Below are 18,728 nucleotides of genomic sequence, written 5' to 3' on the forward strand. Positions count from 1 at the left end.
CACGACCCGACCGACAGGAGCACGACGTGACCATCGCCATCACCGGGGCCACCGGCAACATCGGCGGCGCCGTCGCCCGCGCGCTCGCCGCGGACGGCACGCCGTTCCGCATGGTCGTCCGCGACGCCGCCCGTGCCCCGGAGCTGCCCGGCACCGAGGTCGCGGTCGCCACCTACGCCGACGCCGACGCAGCCCGCGCCGCCTTCGCGGACGTCGACGTGCTGTTCCTGGTGTCCGGGGCGGAGGCCCGTGACCGGCTCGACCAGCACCGCACCGTCATCCGGGCCGCGGCCGACGCCGGGGTCCGGCACGTCGTCTACACGTCGTTCCAGGGCGCGGCCGCCGACGCCACCTTCACGCTCGGTCGTGACCACTTCTGGACCGAGCAGGCGATCCGTGACACCTCGATGGCGCACACGTTCCTGCGGGACTCGTTCTACCTGGACTTCGTCGAGGACCTGGTCGGCGAGGACGGCGTGATCCGCGGTCCGGCGGGCGAGGGGGCGATGGCCGCGGTCGCCCGTGCCGATGTCGCACGCGTGGCGACGGCCGTCCTCCGCGAGCCGTCGCGGCACCTCGACCGCACGTACGACCTGACGGGTCCGGCCGCGATCACCCTCGAGCAGGCGGCGTCGGTCGTCAGCGAGGTCCGTGGGCGCCCGGTGTCGTACCACCGCGAGTCCCTGGAGGAGGCCTACGCCTCCCGGCAGCGCTGGCAGCCCGAGCCGTGGCAGGCCGACGCCTGGGTCAGCACCTACACGGCGATCGCGGACGGGTCGCTCCGCAAGGTGTCCGGTGACGTCGAGCGGGTCACCGGCCGTCCGCCGATGACGCTCCGTCAGGTCCTGGAGGCCCGGGGGGACTGATCCGCGCCGGTCCCGTCAGCCGCACTGCTCCCGTCAGCCGCACTGCCACAGGGTCCAGCCCGTCTGCCGGTGGTGGGCTCCAGCACCGGACGGGTGGCGGGCCTCCCGGTCGGCCGGACCCGCGTGTCCGCCGAACCGGAGGTGCGACGGGTCGGACGACCCGGGCCGCACACCGGGCCCGTCCTGCCGGACCAGCCGGCAGGGGTCGTGCGCCACGTACTGGCGGACCGGGTCGTCCGCCGAGGCTCCGGTGCGCTCCACGAGCAGCCGGGCGCCGGAGCGGACCTCGGCGCCGACCTGCCCGACCGTGAAGACGGGGACGCGTCCGGAGTAGCCGCCGTCGGTGAGCACGGCCCGACCGGTGGTGGCGATCACCTCGGCGGAGACGCGCCACGAGTCGGACAGGAACAGCGGCCGACCGTCCCGCCCGCCGCCGAGCGCCAGCGCGGTCCGGACGAGCAGGCGGGTGTCCGACGGCACCGGTGTCGTCCCTCCGGTGACCGCCGGTGCCGACACGTGGAAGACCTCGCGGTCCTCGTGGGTGCCGCGTGCCGCCAGGCTGTCGACGGTCCCGACGGACGCGTCCTCCCCGGTCCCGTCGCGCTGGGCGTCCAGGGCCTGCAGTGAGAACGCGGCCGGTCCGGCGAGCAGTGCGGCGGCGGTCGCGAGGGCGACCAGGCGCCGCGCGCGCCGACGGACGGGCCGGCCCTTCGTCGTGGCGCGGCGTGCAGACCACCGGTCCGGGGGGACCACCGCGAGCACCAGTGCGACGGCGGCGGCCGCCAGGCCCGCGAGGACCGCGGGCAGTGCCAGGACCTCGGGCGTCCCGCCCGTCCGGTCCAGCCACCGCCACCAGACCGTCTCGACCAGCAGCAGTGCGGCGAGCGTGTACCGGGGCACCGGCCGGGAGGCACGCAGCAGTCCGACCGCCCCGCGCCACCCCGAGGCGGCCAGCAGGCACAGCTGCACGCCGAGCGCCGCGACGTACGCGGTGTGCGGGAGGTGCATGACCGACAGGACCGCGGCGGCCGTGACGGTCCAGACGAGCACGGTGACCGCCGTCGCCCGGGCGGCCCGACCGTCCCCGCCGGTGTGACGGGTCCCGTGCGCGCCGGTGTGACGCGTCCCGTCCGCGCCGGTGCGGGGCCGGAGGGAGGCGAGCGCGAGCACCGCGCCGAGGACCGCGGCGGGCAGCAGCCACCCGATCTGCGTCGCGTACTGCGGGTCGACGAGCTTCGTCAGACCGGTCCCGTGGCCCGCGCCGGGGATGGGGTGGATCCACGGGGAGCCGCCACCCTCGGCGGGCACCGCACCCGGGACCAGCCCGGGCAGGAACCGACCCAGCCCGTTGTACCCGAACACCATGGCGAACGGGTCGTCGTCCGTCGTGCCGTCGATCCACGGCCGCTGGCCCGCGGGCGCGAGCGCCAACGCGACCGTCCATGACAGCGACGACACGACCGCGACGGCCGCCAGGACCGACGTCCGCACGACCCGTCGACCGGAGGCGGAGCCGAGCCAGGTGCCGAGCAGCAGGGCGGGGAGGACGAACCACGCCTGCAGCATCTTCGCCTGGAAGCCGACGCCGACCGCCAGGCCCGCGGCGACGAGGGGCCACCACCTCCCGGTCAACACCGAGCGCTGCCAGCAGCAGAGCGCCACCGCCAGGGCCGCCGTGACCATCGCGTCCTCCATCGGGTGCGCGAACATCGACACGAAGACGGGCGTCGTCGCCGCTGCGGCCGCGGCGACCAGGCCGGTGCCCGGACCCGCCCAGCGCAGTCCGACGAGCGAGCAGGCCCAGATGGTGACGAGCCCCTCGACCACCTGGGGGAACGCGAGTGCCGCGGTCGAGTTCCCGAGCAGCCGCAGGCTGAGTGCCTGCGGGACCGCGAAGCCGCTGAGCTTGTCGAGCGTGACGGTCGCACCGGGGTCGAAGGCACCGGAGGCCAGCGCTGCCCAGGACTCGGACATCGACCGCGCGGCCGACTGGTAGAAGGTGAAGTCACCGCCGCGGCCGAGGTTCCAGCAGAACAGCACGAGGGCGCCGACCAGGATGCCGACGAGGGTCCAGCGTGCGCTCGGGCGTTGGTCGCGCCACCGGGCGGGTCTCGTCGTGTCGTCCACGTCCGGGAGGCTGTCGGTCCAGTCGATGGACCAGCCGCGGTGGTGCCGTCAGATCGCTGCTGATCGCCGGCGGACACTGAGACGACACCCAGCGGACGCCGAGCGGCGGACCGGACTTCCCAGCCCCGACGGCTTGGACGGCCCGGTCGGTCCGTGCGTCCTGGTCTGGCTGGACGGCCTGGTCAGCGGACCTTCCGCGCCGCAACCGACCCGACGACCCCGAGCAGCAGCACCGCGACCAGCACGGTCAGCAGCGGCGCCGTCCAGCCGCCGGTCGCCCCGTGCAGCGCGCCCGCAACGAGGGGCCCAGCCGAACCGAGCAGGTACCCGCCACCCTGCACGAACGCGGACATCCGGCGGGCGTCGTCGTCGTTCGACACCAGCCGGACGATGACGATGAAGATGATCGTGATGCCACCACCCTGGGCCGCACCACCGAGCACCGACCACAGCAGCCAGAGCTGCGGGGCGACCAGGAGCCCGAGCGGCATCGCCAGCCAGAAGAACGCGACCAGGACGATGATGACCCGCGGCCGGAACCGGCTGGCGAGCACCGGGACTCCGAGCGCCCCGACGACCGCGAGGATCTGGAACACCGACGAGCTCGCGCCCGAGGACGCCGTGTCGAAGCCGATCTCGTCGTGCAGCAGCGTCGGGATCCACGCGGTCAGGGCGTAGTACGAGAACGCCTGGCCGCCGAACGCGAGCATGAGCCCCCACGTCACCCAGCGCTTGGCGGGGTGCGGCAGGGTCTCGACCTCGGCCGTAGCGCCGCGCGACGTGACGGTCCGCACCGACCCGGTGTCGAGCACCTGGTCGATCGGCCCGGTGACGGGCAGCGGCTCCGGGTCGTGGTCGGTGCCGCGCCAGGCAGCGCCCGCGCCCACCGTGTAGGTCCAGGCGGCGGCCGCGACGAGCGCCAGGACACCCCACACCGCGATCGCGACGGGCCATCCCCAGGCGGCCGCTATCGGTGCGGTGCCGAGCGAGGTGATCATCGACCCGACGTTGAGCGCCGACGTGTACACACCGGTGACCAGGCCGACCCGCTCCGGTGACGTGTCGCGGCGGATCACGACCGGGATCACCACGTTGCCGATCGTGATGCCGATGCCGATCACCGCGGTGCCGATGAGCAGCGCGGCCTCGTGCGGGATCGACCGGACGACGGTCCCGACCAGCACGATGACGAGCGACAGGGACACCGCACGCTCCGCGGTGAAGCGGGCGATGACCCAGCTGGCGAACGGCGTCGCGAGGGCGAAGCAGAGCACCGGGATGGTGGTGAGCAGACCGGCGACCGTCGCGGTCATGCCGAGGTCGGCGCGGACGTCGCCGATCACCGGCGCCGGGGCGACGATCGGCCCGCGGAAGTTCAGGGCGACCAGGACGATCGCGGCCGGCAGCAGCCAGGCGGCTCCGCGCAGGCCGGACCGGACCGTGCCGGTGGTCATGCGGTCGGCAGCAGGATCGGCAGCAGGTCGAGCGGGGTCGCCGCCTGCGCGATGGTGTCCGCGGCCTCGGCGGGGGAGCCGTAGCCCCACTCCGCGAAGACCGTCGGGACGCCGTGTGCCGCGGCACCCTCGACGTCGTGCAGGCGGTCGCCGACGAGCACCGGGCGGGACACGTCGAACCCGCGGGCACGCAGGCGACGCAGGGCCTCCTCGACGACGTCGGCCTTGGCGGAGCGGACCTCGTCGTCGCTCGCTCCGGTGATGACGTCGATGTCCCCGGTCAGGCCGTAGTGCTCGAGGATGTACGTCGCCGGCGTCTCGGGCTTGCTCGTCGCGGTCGAGATCGGCACGCCGGCCTCGTGCAGGGTGTGCAGGACGACGTCGATGCCCGGGTACATCAGGCTGTCCAGGGCCCCGTGCGACAGGTAGTGCTCGCGGTACACGGACAGGGTGCGTTCGGTGAGCTCGTCGTCCATGCCCATCGCGATCCGGAAGGTGTCGAGGATCGGCGGCCCGACGAACGACAGCAGGGTCTCGCGGTCCGGCACCGGGACGCCGACCTGCTGGAACGTGTACGTCAGGCTCTCGAGGATGCCCGGCGCCGAGTCGCTGATGGTGCCGTCGAGGTCGAACAGGACGGCGGTGAAGGGGCGCTCCGGGCTGCTTGTCATGACCTGTCCAGCCTAACCGCGGCGGACCGTCAGGCCGCGACGGACGGCCGGGCCGCGACGCAGGGTCGGGCCGCAGCCGGATGCCGGGCCGGGCGTGCGGGGCGGGGCCGGGACGGGCCTCCCGTCAGAACAGGCGGGCGTGCCCGCCCTCGATGCCGCGCATCTCGTCGTAGTCCAGCACCAGGCAGCGGATCCCGCGGTCCTCGGCCAGGGTGCGTGCCTGCGGGGCGAACGACTGCGCCGCCAGCACGCCCTGCACCGGCCGCAGGTGCGGGTCGCGGTTCATCAGCTCGAGGTAGCGGGTGAGCTGCTCGACCGCGTCGATGTTGGCGTTGCGCTTCATCTCGACCGCGACGCTCGCACCGGCGTCGTCGCGCGCCAGGATGTCGACCGGTCCGATGGCGGTCATGTACTCGCGGCGGACCAGCGTGTGCCCGTCGCCCAGGAGTTCGATCTGCTCGGCCAGGAGCTGCTGCAGGTGCGCCTCGACCCCGTCCTTCACCAGACCCGGGTCGACGCCCAGGTCGTGGGACTCGTCGGCGAAGACCTCGTGGATGCTGACGATCAGGCGGTCCTGCGTCTTCTTCTGCGTCACCGTCCACACCTGGGTGATGCCGGCGGCGGCCTGGTCCTCGTCGGGCTCGGCGATCGCGATGGAGCACGGCGGGCTCATCCAGTTCAGCGGCTTGTAGCTGCCGCCGTCGGAGTGGACGAGCAGCGAGCCGTCCGCCTTCAGCATGAGCAGGCGGTTCGCGAGGGGCAGGTGTGCCGACAGGCGACCGGCGTAGTCGACGGAGCAGCGGGCGATGACGAGACGCACCCGGGAAGCCTAACCGGGATCGGCGGTGGCCCGGCGGGTCGGCGGGCCGGGGGGCGTGGGTGCGGTCGCGGGCAGCCGGTGCTGGCAGGGTCAGCGGCGGTCGGCGTCGACCGCGCGGTCTGCGTCGGACGGGAGGCCCGCCCCACCCCCGCCGCGCGCGTCGCCGGCCGGGGCGGTCGGCGTGGCACCCGCACCCACCCCGGTCCGCTCGCGCGCTGCGCCGGACGCCAGGCCCGCCGCGATGATGAACACGAACACGATGAGCAGCCCGTGCAGCAGCCCGACGTGGTCCCCGGCGAACCCGATGATCGGCGGCCCGGCGAGGAACGCCACGTAACCGATCGTCGCGACCGCGCTGACGCGGGCGGCGGCGGTGCGGGGGTCGTCGGCCGCGGCGGACATGCCCATCGGGAAGCCGAGGGACGCACCGAGCCCCCAGAGCACGACGCCGACGATCGCGAGTGGGACACTCGGCACGAAGATGAGCATGCCGAGGCCGACCACGGCGACGGCCGCGCTGACGCGGAGCACCGGCACGCGGCCGAACCGGTCGATGAGCGGGCTGCCGGCGATGCGCCCGGCGGTCATCGCGGCGAGGAACACCGTCAACACCGCAGAGCCGCCGTCGTTCTCGAGGCCGTGCCCGTCGATCATGGCGAGGGGTAGCCAGTCGTTCGCGGAGCCCTCGGCCAGCGCCATGCCGAGCACGATGACGCTGATGAGGAGCGTCGACGGCTGTCGCCAGACCGCCCAGCGCGAGACCGGCAGGGCGACGGGGCTGGTGTCGGTGGCCTCGGGCTCGACGTGTCGGTCGTCCCCGAACCACCGGATGGCGACGATCATCGCCAGGCTCGTGAGGACCCCGACGACGATGAAGTGCAGGGCGACCGGGATCTCCAGGCGTTCGGCGAGGGCGCCGAGGCCCGCGCCGGCGAGCGTGCCGACGCTGAACGCGGCGTGGAACAGCGGCATGATCGTCCGGCCACCGAGTCGTTCGGCGGTCGCACCGGCCACGTTCATCGACACGTCACACAGGCCGTTGCCGAAGCCGAACGCGATGAGGCAGATCCAGATCGCGGCGAAGCCCCAGCCCAGGGTGACGGCGACGCCCGCGGCGACCAGGCCGAGCGCGAGCGCGGCGGAAGCGACGAGGACCCCGCGCCGGGCACCCAGACGGGCGACGATGTGGCCGGCGAAGGTGAGCCCGCCGATCGACCCGACGGACATGCCGAGGACCAGCAGCCCCATCGTCGAGGGCGAGGCGTGGAGCGAGTCGCGGACGCTCGGGATCCGACCGAGCCAGGTGGCGATGTCGAGCCCGGAGAGCGTGAACACGACGAACACCGCGTTGCGCCAGGCGCGCGTCGTCGGTGCGGTGCGGGTGACGGCCGTCGTCATGGGTCTGTCCGATCGAATCGATTCGAGCTGGTCTGCCCGTTACGCTAACCAGCGATGGACGACACGGCAAGCGAACCCGGCGAGTCGGACGACCGCGCCCCGGTGCCCGGTGCGAGCAGCCCGGACGGCGCGTCCAGCCCGGCCGGCCCGGCCGGTGTTCCCCGCCCGCCGCGGTCGGACGCGACGGGCGGTACCCGGGTGGGGCGTGCCTCCCGGCCGACGCTCGCCGCCGTCGCCCGCGCTGCCGGAGTCGCCCCGTCCACCGCGTCCCTGGCGTTCAGCGGCAGCGGCCCGGTGTCCGAGGACACCCGCCAGCGCATCCTCGCCGTCGCCGCCGAACTCGGCTACGACGGCCCCGACCCCCGCGCCCGATCGCTGCGCCGCGGCCGGTCCGGGGTCATCGGCGTCGTCCTCGACGACCGGCTGAGCGACGCCTTCCGCGACCCGGTGAACGTCCTGACGCTCGACGGCATCGCCGAGGTCGCCGGGGCCGCCGGGGTCTCGCTGCTCCTGGTGCGCAGCCCTCTCGACGACGAACGCGGCATGGCCCCGCTCGTCGACGCACCCATGGACGCCGTCATCCTCATCGGCTGCAACGTGCGGATCGACCCCGCGGTCGCCGTCCTCCGCCGTCGCGCGATCCCCGTCGTCGCGATCGAGGCCGACGTCATCGAGGGCGCCGTCCCGATCCACCTCGACAACCGCGACGCCTCGCGCCGGGCGGCCGCGTACCTCCGCGAGCTCGGCCACGAAGCCGTCACCGTCGTCGCTCTGCCGCTCGACAGCTCGCGCGAACGCGGACCCGTCGACGCGGAGCGAGAGCGCTCGTCCACCGCCTTCACCACGATGGAGCGCCTCCGTGGCGTCCGCGAGGTCTACCCCTGGGCACCGGCCGTCGTCACCGCCGGCAGCTCCGTCGAAGAGGGTCGGATCGCCGGCGCCGGGCTCTTCGCCGCCGGACTCGACGCTCCCACCGCCGTCGTCGCGCAGAGCGACCTGCTCGCCGTCGGGGTGATCTCCGCCGCACTCGAGGCCGGACTCCGCGTCCCCGAGGACGTCAGCGTCGTCGGCTTCGACGGCATCCACGTCGACGACAGCCTGCTGCACCGCTCGCCGATCCGGCAGCTGACGACGCTCGTGCAGCCGTTCGTGCCGAAGGGGGAGGCGGCCGCGCGGGCTGCGCTCGCGATGCTCGAGGGCGAGGCGCCGGAGCCGGCGTCGTTCCGCTCCGAGCTGCAGATCGGCGACACGACGGCGCCCCCGCGGGGGTAGGCGCGCGGCGCGCGGTGGGCGCTTCGCGCCCGTGGTTCCGTCCGGCTGCGCCCAACGCAAACCGCCTCGAACCGCGGGATCCCGCGGTTCGCACGGGCGACGGTTGTGCGGGTCCGCCCTGAACCGCGGCCCTGCGGCCCTGCGGCCCTGCGGATCCGGACGCGGGCCGGACGCAGCGTCGGCCGGGACGTGCGGTCCCGGACGGCCACGCGCCTCCGCCCAACCGAATCCGGCTCGAACCGCCGGATCCCGTGGTTCGCGCGGGCGAGGGTTGTGCGGGTTCGCCTCGAACTGCGGGGTCGGGCCCGGCCCCCGCAGCGTCGGCCGGAAGGCGCCGGGCCGGCCGCGCACGCGCCTCCCGTCCGACGGTGGGGCCGGGGCGGTGTCGGACGGGAGGCGCGGACGGGGCTGGCCACGCGCCTCCGCCCAACGAAAGCCGGTCCGAACCGCGGGATGCCGCGGTTCGGGTTGGCAAGGGTTGTGCGGGTCCGCCTCGAACCGCGGGGCCGGGCGCTGCAGGGCGCGGCGTCGGCCGGGAGGCGCGGGCCTGACGGGCCACGCGCCTCCGCCCAACGCAAACCGCTCCGAACCGCGGGATCCCGCGGTTCGAGCGAGCGAGGGTTGTGCGGGTCCGCCTGGAACCGCGCGGCCGGGCGTGCCGGACGGGAGGCGCGGACCGGCCTGGCCACGCGCCTCCCGTCCGGCGGCGGCTTCGGTACTCTCGCAGCCACACGACGGAGGGGACCGAGATGGACGTGCAGGCGGCGCTGGGACGGGCGCGACAGGTGATCGCGGTCGTCATGACCCCGAAGCTCCTGGCGGGGATCGGGAACGATCGTGCCGACGAGCTCGGGGACGAACGGACCCGGGAGGCTGTGGCCCGGTTCGACTGGATCGGCGCGGACGGAGCCGTGGACGCCGCGCTGCTCGGCCAGGCGAAGGACGCGGTCGAGCTGCTCCGCTCCGACCGGGCGGTGTTGCACGTGGGTCGAATCACCGCGCTGCCGCTGGACGCCGGTGCGCGTCAGCAGGTGTCGACCGCAGTCGTCCGGCTCGTGTTCGACCGACTCGGGCCGTCACGCCGTGTCCCGGAGAGCACGCTCAACGCGGCGCTGGCGATGCTCGTCGCCGACGTCGCGCTGGTGCGGCGGGACGCCGTCGACGCGGGTGTCCTCACGCGGTCGGCGGACGGCTCGGCGTACGCGCTCCGGGCGGAGTGACCGAGTGACGGAGTGACGGAGTGACGGAGCGAACGGCCCGACCATGCCGCGGTGGGTGTGGTTGGTTGGGCTCGTGACCACGACCCCGAGCGCCCCTCCCGCGGCGACCCCCGACGCCGCGATGCTCGAAGCTGCCCGTCGTGTCGAACGGCTCGCCGAGCACGGGCCGACCGTCCACGGGCCGTCCGTCACGGCTGTCATCGCCGTCGGCGCGGTGCTCCTGACCCTCGCCGTACCTGTCATCGTGTTCGGCGAACGCTGGTGGCTCGGGCCGGTCACCGTGGCGGTGCTCGGCACGGTGCTCGCCGTGCGGAACTGGTTCGTCGCCCGTCGGCGTCACACCCTGCAGCCGTTCCGGATCGCCACCGACGAGCGTCCGTTCGCGGTCCTCGACCGCGGGCAGCGGCAACGGTCGTGGCGTCAGGTCACCGGCCGCGGTCCGGTGTCGGCGGACAGCGCACCACTCGTCCGCGCCTTCCTGCAGTGGCAGCGGCGGTCATCGCGGGCGGCCGTGCCGGGTCTCGTCGCCTTCGGTGCCGTCCTGATCGGGTCGTCCTGGGGCCTCGCGTTGTCGTCCGGCGACGCGTGGCTCCTCGTGCTCCTGCTCGTCGTGGCCGTCTTCATCGCCGTGATGACCGCGATCGAGGCGCGTCGCAGGGAGCGCGTGCTCCGCTCCTTGCCCGACCCGTCGTCGCCGTCGACCGCCCCGACCTCCGGTCCGATCGCGTAGCCCGGCCGTCGGGCGCGTTCGGGTTCAGCGGGCGAGCGCTGCCGCGATCCACCCCGGCCGGTGTGCCCGGACCCCGAGCGTGACCGCGCGGATGCCGATGTAGCCGAACGAGAAGACCGCCCACAGCGACGCCAGGTCGTCCCCGAGCCACCACAGCAGCGGCAGGTACACGGCCAGGTTCACGACACCGGCGAGGGCCAGGTACCGGGCATCCCCGGCGCCGATGAGCACCCCGTCGAGCACGAACACGTACCCGGCGACCGGCAGCCCGGCCGCCAGGAGGACCAGGACGAGCGGCAACGCTGCCCGGACCGCACCGGAGTCGGAGAACACCGGCCCCAGGATGCCGCTGACGGCGAGGGTCAGTGCCCCGAGCAGGACGCCACCCGCGATGCCGAGGAGGACGAGCCTCCCGGTCACGAGCCGGACGCGCTCGGCGTCCCGTGCCCCGAGCGCGTGACCGACCAGTGCCTGGCCGGCGATCGCCAGCGCGTCCAGCGCGAACGCGAGCGTGCTGAACACCGTCAGCCCGATCTGGGTGGTCGCCAGCCCGATGGTGCCGAGCCCGGTCGCGGACGCGATCGTGGTGAGCATCGCGATCCGCAGCGACGCGGTGCGGAGGAACAGCCAGGCCCCGGAACGCAGCGCCCGGACCACACCCGAGGCACCCGGTCGCAGCGGCGCACCGGAGGCGCGCGCTGCCCGGATCGCGATCCAGACGTACACGGCGGCCATCGCCCACTGCACGACGACGGTGCCGGCCGCGGACCCCGCCACGCCCCACCCGAGCCCGTAGATGAGGAGGGCGTTGAGCAGGCCGTTCGCGATGAAGCCCACGGTGGCGACGACGAGCGGGGTCCGGGTGTCCTGCAGTCCGCGGAGCAACCCCGTCGACGCGGTCACGACCAGGATGCCGGGCAGGCCGATCAGCGAGACGAGCAGGTACGTGGTCGCGGCTGCGGACACCTCCGGCGCGGCGCCGAAGAGGTCGATGAGGGGACCGGCGAGCGGCCAGCCGACCAGCGCCAGGACGACACCGAGGCCGAGCGCGAGCCACATCCCGTCGATGCCGGCGTGCACCGCGCCGCGGCGGTCACCGGACCCGAGAGCGCGTGCGACGGCCGGGGTGGTGGCGTACGCCAGGAAGACCAGGAGGCCCGTGACCGTCTGCAGGACCGCGCTCGCCACGCCGACTGCCGCCAGTGACGTCGCCCCGAGGTGCCCGACGAGGGCCGTGTCGGTGAGCAGGAAGAGCGGCTCGACGACGAGTGCCCCGAGCGCCGGCAGGGCGAGCCGGACGATGTCACGGTCGACCGAACGACGATCCCGGCGCGCATCGGTCGCCGTCACGACGACGGTCGCGGTCTCGTCCTCGGAGTCAGGGGGCACCAGGACATCCTGCCAATGGCTACGGTCGAGGTGTGGACGTCGTCGCACTCGTCCCCGCCGTGGTGGGGATCGCACTCAGTCCGCTCGTGATCGCCTCGGTCGTGTTCCTGCTCGGCCACCGGGGTGGGTACTCCTCCGCTGCCGCGTGCGCCACGGGGTGGGTCCTCAGTGTGGCCACCGCGCTCGTCGTCGCCGTCCTGCTCGGCGAACGGCTGCCGTCTCCCACAGGCGGGAAGACCGACGTCCGAGCCGTGATCGAGGTCGCCGCCGGTGTGCTGCTCCTCGGACTCGCGGTGTGGCAGTGGACCGTGCGTCGGCTGCCCGACGGCCGTCCGCGCAGCGCCGGGTGGTCGGACCTGATGGCGGCGATCGGGCCGGCGCGGGCCTTCGGCGTCGGTGTGGCCTGGTTCGTGACGAACCCGAAGGCGTTGGTGCTGTCGTTGACTGCCGGTCTCGTGGTCGGCGACGCGGACCCGTCGGTGGCGGGCCTGGTCGTCGCGGGGACCGCCTACGTGGTGCTCGCGGGGTCCACGGCCGTGCTGCCGATCGCGGTCGCGGCTGCGCTCGGGCGCCGAGCCGAACCGGTCCTCGTGGCCACGAGGCGGTTCATCGCGAAGCGCGGCTCCGTCGCCCTCGTCGTCGTCCTCGTCGTGCTCGGCGTGGTGCAGCTCGTCACCGGGGTCGTCGGGCTCCTCTGAGTGGTCGTGCCTGGGCCGTCGCATCTGGGCCGTCGCACCTGGCCCGTCGTGTCGGGCCAGTCGTCTCCGGCCGGTCAGCCGCGCTTCGCGGTGTCCGGGCGGGGTTCGGCGGGGACACCGCCGGTGGCCGCCCGCTCGGCGTCCGTCGCCGCGGGGCTGGCCGGGTCGGTGCCACGAGCTCGACCGATGAGGTCCATCAGGTGGTAGACGACGATCGCCGCGATGGTGCCGATGATGATGCCGCCGAACGTGGCACCACCGAAGTGGAACGTGAAGTCGGCGATGCCCATGATGAGCGCGATGCCCGCGGTCAGCTGGTTCTTCGGCTTGGCGAAGTCGACGCGGTTCTCGACCCAGATCCGGATGCCGATCACGCCGATCAGACCGTAGAGGGCGGTGGTCGCACCACCGAGGACACCGGCCGGGACGGTCGAGATGACCGCACCGATCTTCGGCGACAGTCCGAGCAGCACCGCGGCGATCGCAGCGACCCAGTACGCCGCCGTCGAGAACACCCGCGTCGCCGCCATCACGCCGATGTTCTCGCCGTAGGTGGTCGTCGCCGAGCCGCCACCGACACCGGCCAGGACAGTCGAGATGCCGTCGGCGAAGAGCGCGCGTCCGGTCAGCGGCGTGAGGTCGCGTCCGGTGAGCTGCCCGACGCCCTTCACATGGCCGACGTTCTCGGCGACCAGGGCCAGGACCACGGGCAGGAACCCCAGGTACACGGCCATCTGCGACGGGTCGAACGCGGGTGCCGTGAATGTCGGCAGGCCGACCCAGTCCGCCTTGGTGACCGCGCTGAGGTCGACCTGTCCGCCGATCAGTGCCGCGACGTAGCCGACCACCACACCGACGACGATCGACAACCGGCCGAGCAGTCCCCTGAAGAGGACCGTGCAGAGGACGATGGCCGCCAGCGTGATCACCGCGACCACCGGGGCGGCGACGAAGTTCTCCCGCGCGGCCGGAGCCAGGTTGAAGCCGATCAGGGCGACGATCGCACCCGAGACGACCGGTGGCATCAGGCGGTCGATCCAGCCGGCGCCGGCCAGGTGCACGATGAGCCCGACGACGGCCAGCAGTGCGCCGACGACGATGATGCCGGACAGGGCGAGCGGGATGCCGCCGATCTTCGTCGCGGCCCCGATCGGCGCGAGGAAGGCGAACGACGAGCCGAGGTAGCTCGGCAGCCGGTTGCCGGTGAGGAGCAGGAACAGGATCGTGCCGATGCCGCTGAACAGCAGCGTCGTCGACGGCGGGAAGCCCGTGATGAGCGGCACCAGGAACGTGGCGCCGAACATCGCGACGACGTGCTGCACCCCGAGCCCGATCGTGCGGGGCCAGGTGAGGCGCTCGTCCGGCGCCACGATCGTCGCAGCGGAGACGGTGCGGCCGTCGCCGTGCAGCTTCCACGGAAGTCCCATGCGATGACCGTAGCGGGCAGACGGCCAGCGCGGCGGTCTGGGTTCGACCGCTGTGGAGAACGACTCGGGGCGACCGACGTGCCAGATATGGTGTGTGGAACGTCACGAGGAGCACCATGCGTCTGAACCACCCTGTCCTGGCCCCGACCGCGGTCGCTGCTGTCCTCGCCCTCGGCGCGCTCACCGCGTTGCCGGCGCTCGCCGCGGAGCCGGCGGCCGCAGCGGGGCAGCGTGCTCCGGGGACGCCCGGGGTCCAGCACCACGAGGGGGCCGTCGGCGTCACCACCGACTTCACGGCGGCCGTGCACTCGATCGCGCACGGCCCCGGCATCGTCACGCTCCGGGGGACGGTGGACCGCGGCACCAGCGTCGAGGTGGGCGGTGACGTCGTCGACCCGGTCTGGACCGAGGGTGACGCCGACGGACGTTGGGAGGCGCAGGTCCGGGTCCGCCGTGGCGAACACGTCATCCGGGTCACCTCGGCGGTCTCCGGGCAGGTCCTCGAGGTCCCGGTCGACCTGCTCATCCTGTTGCCGCCCGACATGCTGGCGACCGTCGACGGCATCGACCGGTCGATCGCGCTCGAGGGATTCGCGTACCCGGATGCGCACCTCGTGGTCCGTGAGTCCGACACCGTCCTGGCCGAGACCGATGCTGCGGAGGACGGCTCCTGGCAGGTCCTCCTCCGTGACCTGGCCTTCGGCGCGCACCACATCGAGGTGGCGCAGTACTTCGACGGGACCCAGAACGGCGGCGTCGACGACGTCTACCAGGTGTCCGGTGCAGCGGTCGTCGAGACCACCTCGGTCTCGAGGGAGACCGGGCGCATCACGCTGGCCGGCCGCGCCCCGGTCGGTACCACCCTCACCTTCGCCGACACCGCCGGCCCGGTGACGGACGGGGACGGCTCACCCCTCGTCGTCGAGCCCGGCCGCGACACCGGGTGGCAGGCCTCCTTGCCGATCCCGGACGACGTCCGCTTCGACCGGATCACCGTCGTCACCGCGGACGGCGACGACGAACTCGGACGCACCGAGACCCGGGTGACCATCCCGATCGCGCTCGCCGGCGGCGTCGAGGAACTGCCGGACGGTCGGGTGCGGCTGCACGGCACCGGTGAGCCCGGCGGGACGGTGACGCTCGAGGACCAGTCCGGGACCGCGATCACCGACACCGCCGGAGCGCCGATCCGGACCGACATCGCGCGGGCGTGGGAACTCGTCGTGCCCCGAGCGGAGCTCCCGGCGGGCAGCGTCATCGCACGGCAGCGGGTCGGGGGCGTCGAACAGGGTGCCCTCCGCCTGGTCCTGCCCGCGCTGCCCGAGCGCCCGGGATCCGGGGCCGGTTCCGGGGCCGGCAGCGGGCCGGGTGTCGGCACGGGCGCCGGGGGTGGTGTGGTCACCGGCCCGGGTGTCGGCCGGCCCACCGCTGGCCGGTTGCACGCCGACGTCCACAGCACTGCCGCCGGTCGACTCGCGTACACGGGCGCCGAACTCGTCCGCCCGACGGTCACCGCCGGCGCGCTCGTCCTCCTCGGCGTGCTCGCGCTGCCGTGTGCCGGGGTGCTCCGCCGACGCGCAGCCCGACACCGATGAGCGCCGACCGGGTGGCGGACGGTGCCTCGGTGGCTATCGTGGTGAGCATGACCGACGTCGCAGGCACCACCGGAATCCGTACCGACGAACTCGACGAGTCGGTGCGGCCGCAGGACGACCTCTACCGGCACGTCAACGGCAGGTGGATCGACGAGACCCCGATCCCGGACGACAAGGCCCGCTACGGCTCGTTCACCGTCCTGGCCGAGGAAGCCGAAGCCGCCGTGCGCACGATCATCGAGCGCGCACAGAGCGCCGCGCCGGGCACCGAACAGCGCAAGGTCGGCGATCTCTTCACGTCCTTCACCGACGAGACCGCGCTCGAGGCACTCGGGTCCGCCCCGATCGAACCGCTCCTCGCCGACATCGCCGCGATCGAGGACAAGGACGACGTCCTGCGCATGGTCGGCCGCTTCGAACGACTCGGTCTGCCGAGCTTCATCCAGCTCTTCGTCGACAACGACCCGGGCGACCCGGACGCCTACGTCGTGTTCCTCGAGCAGTCCGGCCTGGGTCTGCCCGACGAGTCCTACTACCGCGAAGAGCGCTTCGCCGACATCCGCGAGAAGTACCGCGAGTTCGTCGGCTCGATGTTCCCGCTGGCCGGCTACGACGAGAGCGGCGACCGCACCGAGCACGTCATCGCCCTCGAGACCGCCATCGCGTCGGCGCACTGGGACAACGTCGCCACCCGCGACAGCCAGAAGACCTACAACAAGCTGCCGTGGGACGAGGTCTCGGCGCTCGCCGAGGGCGTCGACCTGCGGCTCTGGTGGCAGGCCATCGACGCACCTGCCGGGGCGTTCGACACCGTCGTGGTCCGCCAGCCGTCGTTCCTCACCGGTCTGGCGCAGCTGTTCCGCGAGCAGCCCCTGCCGGTCTGGAAGGACTGGCTGTGCTGGCAGGTCATCCGTGCGTCGGCGCCCTACCTGACCAGTGCGTTCTCGGCGACGAGCTTCTCGTTCTACGGCACCGCGCTCACGGGTGCGCCGAAGCAGCGTGACCGCTGGAAGCGCGGTGTCTCGCTGGTCGAGGGCGCGATGGGCGAAGCGGTCGGTCGCATCTACGTCGAGGAGCACTTCGACGAGACCTCGAAGGCGACGATGGACGACCTCGTCGCCAACCTGGTCGAGGCCTACCGCCAGAGCATCACGGGCCTCGAGTGGATGACCGACGAGACCCGGGCCCGCGCGCTCGACAAGCTCGAGAAGTTCACGCCGAAGATCGGCTACCCGGTGAAGTGGCGCGACTACAGCGCCCTGCCGGTCACCGCCGACGACCTGCTCGGCAACGTCCGGGCGATCGCGTCGTTCCAGGTCGACCGCGAGCTGGGCAAGATCGGCAAGCCGATCGACCGCGACGAGTGGTTCATGACCCCGCAGACGATCAACGCGTACTACAACCCGGGCTTCAACGAGATCGTCTTCCCGGCCGCGATCCTGCAGTTCCCGTTCTTCGAGGCCAGCCGTGACGCCGCCGCCAACTACGGCGCCATCGGGGCGGTCATCGGCCACGAGATCGGGCACGGCTTCGACGACCAGGGCTCGCAGTACGACGGCGACGGTCGCTTGCAGAACTGGTGGACCGAGGCCGACCGGCAGGCGTTCGAGGAGCGCACGAAGGCCCTCATCGCCCAGTACGACGCCCTGGCGCCGACCGAGGTGCCGGACGGCCACGTGAACGGTGCCCTCACCATCGGCGAGAACATCGGCGACCTCGGTGGGCTGTCGATCGCGTGGAAGGCCTACCTGATCTCCCTCGACGGCGCGGAGCCGCCGGTGATCGACGGTCTGACCGGTGCCGAGCGCTTCTTCCTCAGCTGGGCGCAGGCCTGGCGGATGGCGATCCGCCCGGAAGAGGCCGCACGGCTGCTGAGCATCGACCCGCACTCGCCGAACGAGTTCCGCTGCAACCAGATCGTCCGCAACATCGACGTCTACTACGACACCTTCGACGTCTCGGACCGTGACGCGATGTACCTGGCCCCGGCCGAGCGCGTCGCCATCTGGTGATGACGGAGCCGGACGCGCCGCACTCGTCGCGCCGGCGCCGCCCCGGACGCCCCGCTGACGACGGCTCAGCGGGGAACGGTCCCGCCGGCGGTGGTCGAGCTGGCGGTGGCGGTCGGAGCCGTGGCAAGCACCGCGGTGGGGCGGACGAGCGCTTCACCGCCACGACGGAGGCGCTCGGCACCATCGCGCAGGACGGTGCCGGGGTCAGCGCCTCGATCATCGACACCTCGACCGGTCGCGCCCTGCTGGCGATCGACGACCGGCTCGTGCAACCGGTCTCCGGGCTCGGACGCGTGCTGCTCCTCATCGAGGTCGCGGCACAGCTCGAGGACGGTCGGCTGCACGGCGACCGTCTGCAGCGCATGGCCCGGGACACCGCGACCGGGGCAGGCCTGTGGCAGTTCCTGCAGGAACCGACCATGCAGGTGTCGGACCTCGCCACGCTGGTCGGTGCGACCGCGGACGCCTGGGCGACGAACGCCCTGCTCACGACGGTCGGGATCGACGCGGTGCGTGCCCGTGCCGAGTCGCTGGGTGTCGAACGGTCCGCACTGATCGACCGGGTGCGGGACCGCCGCGGGCCGGACGACGCCCCGGACGTGTCGGTCGCTGCCTCGGGGGAGCTCAGTTGGCTGTTCCGGGGGCTGGCGCTCGGCGAGGTCGTGGACCAGACGGTGTCGAACCGGGTCCTCGGGTGGCTGTCGCTGGCGGCAGACCTGTCGCTCGTCGCCGGGTCGTTCGGTCTCGATCCGCTGGCGCACCGGGCACTGGACCACGGCCTCCAGTCCGTGGCGGTGACCGGGTCAGGGCCGGGCATCCGGGCTGAAGCGGGCGTGCTCCGTGGCCCGGCGTCGTCGGTCTGTTACGCCGTGACGGTGCGGTTCGAGGACGACTCGCTGCAGCGCCGACTGGCGGTGGTGGAGGCGATGCGCACGATGGGCACCGAAGTGCTCGAGGTCGTGCACGCCCCCGCCGAGCGCTGAACCAGCGAACGACGAACCACCGAACGACGAACCGCCGGATGCTGAACCACCGAACGACGAACCGCC

At 73.3% G+C, this 18,728-nt stretch carries 15 protein-coding genes; 8 read left to right on the forward strand and 7 right to left on the reverse strand.

The genetic code is table 11. The features are described 5' to 3' along the window. Positions 1 to 26: 26 nt before the first annotated feature. Positions 27 to 866: an NmrA family NAD(P)-binding protein gene (locus DEI97_RS00310; protein WP_111075366.1), complete on the forward strand. Its 840-nt coding sequence runs from the start codon at positions 27 to 29 to the stop codon at positions 864 to 866. 33 nt (positions 867 to 899) lie between these two features. On the opposite strand, the gene DEI97_RS00315 is transcribed toward DEI97_RS00310, so the two are convergent. The 5 genes from DEI97_RS00315 to DEI97_RS00335 form a co-directional block, all read right to left on the reverse strand. Next, a complete protein-coding gene (locus DEI97_RS00315; protein WP_111075367.1) occupies positions 900 to 2,993 on the reverse strand; it encodes an ArnT family glycosyltransferase in 2,094 nt (697 codons plus the stop codon). A 182-nt stretch (positions 2,994 to 3,175) separates the two neighbouring features. Continuing rightward, a complete protein-coding gene (locus DEI97_RS00320) occupies positions 3,176 to 4,447 on the reverse strand; it encodes an MFS transporter (protein WP_111075368.1) in 1,272 nt (423 codons plus the stop codon). Next, complete coding sequence (locus DEI97_RS00325; protein WP_111075369.1) at positions 4,444 to 5,118, reverse strand: HAD hydrolase-like protein; 675 nt, start codon at positions 5,116 to 5,118, stop codon at positions 4,444 to 4,446. The genes DEI97_RS00320 and DEI97_RS00325 overlap by 4 nt, the downstream gene beginning before the upstream one ends. Before the next feature lie 124 nt (positions 5,119 to 5,242). Continuing rightward, positions 5,243 to 5,938 carry an endonuclease NucS gene (gene nucS / locus DEI97_RS00330; RefSeq protein ID WP_111075370.1) on the reverse strand — a complete coding sequence of 232 codons (696 nt, stop codon included), beginning with the start codon at positions 5,936 to 5,938 and terminating at the stop codon, positions 5,243 to 5,245. Between the two features lie 90 nt (positions 5,939 to 6,028). Next, complete coding sequence (locus DEI97_RS00335; protein WP_111075371.1) at positions 6,029 to 7,336, reverse strand: MFS transporter; 1,308 nt, start codon at positions 7,334 to 7,336, stop codon at positions 6,029 to 6,031. 54 nt (positions 7,337 to 7,390) lie between these two features. On the opposite strand from DEI97_RS00335, the gene DEI97_RS00340 reads away from it, so the two are divergent. The 3 genes from DEI97_RS00340 to DEI97_RS00350 all read left to right on the forward strand — a co-directional run bounded on the left by DEI97_RS00340 (position 7,391) and on the right by DEI97_RS00350 (position 10,558). After that, positions 7,391 to 8,608: a LacI family DNA-binding transcriptional regulator gene (locus DEI97_RS00340; protein ID WP_111075372.1), complete on the forward strand. Its 1,218-nt coding sequence runs from the start codon at positions 7,391 to 7,393 to the stop codon at positions 8,606 to 8,608. 749 nt (positions 8,609 to 9,357) lie between these two features. Further along, positions 9,358 to 9,828: a DUF2087 domain-containing protein gene (locus DEI97_RS00345; RefSeq protein ID WP_111075373.1), complete on the forward strand. Its 471-nt coding sequence runs from the start codon at positions 9,358 to 9,360 to the stop codon at positions 9,826 to 9,828. A gap of 73 nt (positions 9,829 to 9,901) precedes the next feature. After that, on the forward strand, positions 9,902 to 10,558 hold the full coding sequence (locus DEI97_RS00350; RefSeq protein WP_111075374.1) for a hypothetical protein: 657 nt from the start codon (positions 9,902 to 9,904) through the stop codon (positions 10,556 to 10,558). 24 nt (positions 10,559 to 10,582) lie between these two features. Here the strand turns inward: DEI97_RS00350 and DEI97_RS00355 are convergent, their stop codons facing one another. Continuing rightward, the gene (locus DEI97_RS00355; RefSeq protein WP_181439297.1) at positions 10,583 to 11,845 is read right to left on the reverse strand and encodes an MATE family efflux transporter; all 1,263 of its coding nucleotides are present in this window, start codon (positions 11,843 to 11,845) and stop codon (positions 10,583 to 10,585) included. 134 nt (positions 11,846 to 11,979) lie between these two features. On the opposite strand from DEI97_RS00355, the gene DEI97_RS00360 reads away from it, so the two are divergent. Further along, a complete protein-coding gene (locus tag DEI97_RS00360) occupies positions 11,980 to 12,645 on the forward strand; it encodes a GAP family protein (protein ID WP_181439291.1) in 666 nt (221 codons plus the stop codon). Between the two features lie 74 nt (positions 12,646 to 12,719). On the opposite strand, the gene DEI97_RS00365 is transcribed toward DEI97_RS00360, so the two are convergent. Next, positions 12,720 to 14,072 (reverse strand): uracil-xanthine permease family protein, encoded by a 1,353-nt coding sequence (locus tag DEI97_RS00365; RefSeq protein ID WP_111075375.1) that lies wholly within the window; start codon positions 14,070 to 14,072, stop codon positions 12,720 to 12,722. 116 nt (positions 14,073 to 14,188) lie between these two features. Here DEI97_RS00365 and DEI97_RS00370 point away from each other — a divergent pair, with 116 nt between their 5' ends. From DEI97_RS00370 to DEI97_RS00380, 3 genes are read left to right on the forward strand one after another with little or no spacing between them, the layout of a single operon-like run. Then, positions 14,189 to 15,667, forward strand: coding sequence for a hypothetical protein (locus DEI97_RS00370; RefSeq protein ID WP_146248167.1), 1,479 nt, complete (start codon positions 14,189 to 14,191; stop codon positions 15,665 to 15,667). A 47-nt stretch (positions 15,668 to 15,714) separates the two neighbouring features. Continuing rightward, positions 15,715 to 17,679 carry a M13 family metallopeptidase gene (locus DEI97_RS00375; protein ID WP_111075410.1) on the forward strand — a complete coding sequence of 655 codons (1,965 nt, stop codon included), beginning with the start codon at positions 15,715 to 15,717 and terminating at the stop codon, positions 17,677 to 17,679. Then, complete coding sequence (locus DEI97_RS00380; protein ID WP_111075377.1) at positions 17,679 to 18,662, forward strand: serine hydrolase; 984 nt, start codon at positions 17,679 to 17,681, stop codon at positions 18,660 to 18,662. The genes DEI97_RS00375 and DEI97_RS00380 overlap by 1 nt, the downstream gene beginning before the upstream one ends. The last annotated feature ends 66 nt before the right edge of the window (positions 18,663 to 18,728 follow it).

This window comes from Curtobacterium sp. MCLR17_032 (assembly GCF_003234795.2).
In the GTDB taxonomy this organism is placed as follows: Bacteria; Actinomycetota; Actinomycetes; order Actinomycetales; family Microbacteriaceae; genus Curtobacterium.

Coding starts and splice junctions, on each gene's coding strand:
- DEI97_RS00325 (WP_111075369.1), bottom strand. CDS start 5,118: ATGACAAGCAGCCCGGAGCGCCCCTTCACCGCCGTCCTGTTCGACCTC.
- DEI97_RS00320 (WP_111075368.1), bottom strand. CDS start 4,447: ATGACCACCGGCACGGTCCGGTCCGGCCTGCGCGGAGCCGCCTGGCTG.
- DEI97_RS00375 (WP_111075410.1), top strand. CDS start 15,715: ATGACCGACGTCGCAGGCACCACCGGAATCCGTACCGACGAACTCGAC.
- DEI97_RS00345 (WP_111075373.1), top strand. CDS start 9,358: ATGGACGTGCAGGCGGCGCTGGGACGGGCGCGACAGGTGATCGCGGTC.
- DEI97_RS00380 (WP_111075377.1), top strand. CDS start 17,679: ATGACGGAGCCGGACGCGCCGCACTCGTCGCGCCGGCGCCGCCCCGGA.
- DEI97_RS00365 (WP_111075375.1), bottom strand. CDS start 14,072: ATGGGACTTCCGTGGAAGCTGCACGGCGACGGCCGCACCGTCTCCGCT.
- DEI97_RS00340 (WP_111075372.1), top strand. CDS start 7,391: ATGGACGACACGGCAAGCGAACCCGGCGAGTCGGACGACCGCGCCCCG.
- DEI97_RS00370 (WP_146248167.1), top strand. CDS start 14,189: ATGCGTCTGAACCACCCTGTCCTGGCCCCGACCGCGGTCGCTGCTGTC.
- DEI97_RS00335 (WP_111075371.1), bottom strand. CDS start 7,336: ATGACGACGGCCGTCACCCGCACCGCACCGACGACGCGCGCCTGGCGC.